Source organism: Enterobacter sp. WCHEn090032 (assembly GCF_003986875.1).
Classification (GTDB): domain Bacteria; phylum Pseudomonadota; class Gammaproteobacteria; order Enterobacterales; family Enterobacteriaceae; genus Enterobacter; species Enterobacter sichuanensis.
In genome coordinates, this window is sequence record NZ_RXRN01000060.1 from 1 (window position 1) to 1,579 (window position 1,579).

The window sequence follows — 1,579 nt, forward strand, 5'->3', positions numbered from 1 at the left end:
CATTGAGCATCAAACTTTTAAATTGAAGAGTTTGATCATGGCTCAGATTGAACGCTGGCGGCAGGCCTAACACATGCAAGTCGAACGGTAGCACAGAGAGCTTGCTCTCGGGTGACGAGTGGCGGACGGGTGAGTAATGTCTGGGAAACTGCCTGATGGAGGGGGATAACTACTGGAAACGGTAGCTAATACCGCATAACGTCGCAAGACCAAAGAGGGGGACCTTCGGGCCTCTTGCCATCAGATGTGCCCAGATGGGATTAGCTAGTAGGTGGGGTAACGGCTCACCTAGGCGACGATCCCTAGCTGGTCTGAGAGGATGACCAGCCACACTGGAACTGAGACACGGTCCAGACTCCTACGGGAGGCAGCAGTGGGGAATATTGCACAATGGGCGCAAGCCTGATGCAGCCATGCCGCGTGTATGAAGAAGGCCTTCGGGTTGTAAAGTACTTTCAGCGGGGAGGAAGGTGTTGAGGTTAATAACCTCAGCAATTGACGTTACCCGCAGAAGAAGCACCGGCTAACTCCGTGCCAGCAGCCGCGGTAATACGGAGGGTGCAAGCGTTAATCGGAATTACTGGGCGTAAAGCGCACGCAGGCGGTCTGTCAAGTCGGATGTGAAATCCCCGGGCTCAACCTGGGAACTGCATTCGAAACTGGCAGGCTAGAGTCTTGTAGAGGGGGGTAGAATTCCAGGTGTAGCGGTGAAATGCGTAGAGATCTGGAGGAATACCGGTGGCGAAGGCGGCCCCCTGGACAAAGACTGACGCTCAGGTGCGAAAGCGTGGGGAGCAAACAGGATTAGATACCCTGGTAGTCCACGCCGTAAACGATGTCGACTTGGAGGTTGTGCCCTTGAGGCGTGGCTTCCGGAGCTAACGCGTTAAGTCGACCGCCTGGGGAGTACGGCCGCAAGGTTAAAACTCAAATGAATTGACGGGGGCCCGCACAAGCGGTGGAGCATGTGGTTTAATTCGATGCAACGCGAAGAACCTTACCTACTCTTGACATCCAGAGAACTTTCCAGAGATGGATTGGTGCCTTCGGGAACTCTGAGACAGGTGCTGCATGGCTGTCGTCAGCTCGTGTTGTGAAATGTTGGGTTAAGTCCCGCAACGAGCGCAACCCTTATCCTTTGTTGCCAGCGGTCCGGCCGGGAACTCAAAGGAGACTGCCAGTGATAAACTGGAGGAAGGTGGGGATGACGTCAAGTCATCATGGCCCTTACGAGTAGGGCTACACACGTGCTACAATGGCGCATACAAAGAGAAGCGACCTCGCGAGAGCAAGCGGACCTCATAAAGTGCGTCGTAGTCCGGATTGGAGTCTGCAACTCGACTCCATGAAGTCGGAATCGCTAGTAATCGTAGATCAGAATGCTACGGTGAATACGTTCCCGGGCCTTGTACACACCGCCCGTCACACCATGGGAGTGGGTTGCAAAAGAAGTAGGTAGCTTAACCTTCGGGAGGGCGCTTACCACTTTGTGATTCATGACTGGGGTGAAGTCGTAACAAGGTAACCGTAGGGGAACCTGCGGTTGGATCACCTCCTTACCTTAAAGAACCTGCCTTTG

1 rRNA gene is annotated in these 1,579 nt (G+C 54.1%); it reads left to right on the forward strand.

Going from position 1 to position 1,579, the window contains the following annotated elements:
- Positions 1-19: 19 nt before the first annotated feature.
- Positions 20-1,559, forward strand: a 16S ribosomal RNA gene (locus tag EKN83_RS23195).
- The last annotated feature ends 20 nt before the right edge of the window (positions 1,560-1,579 follow it).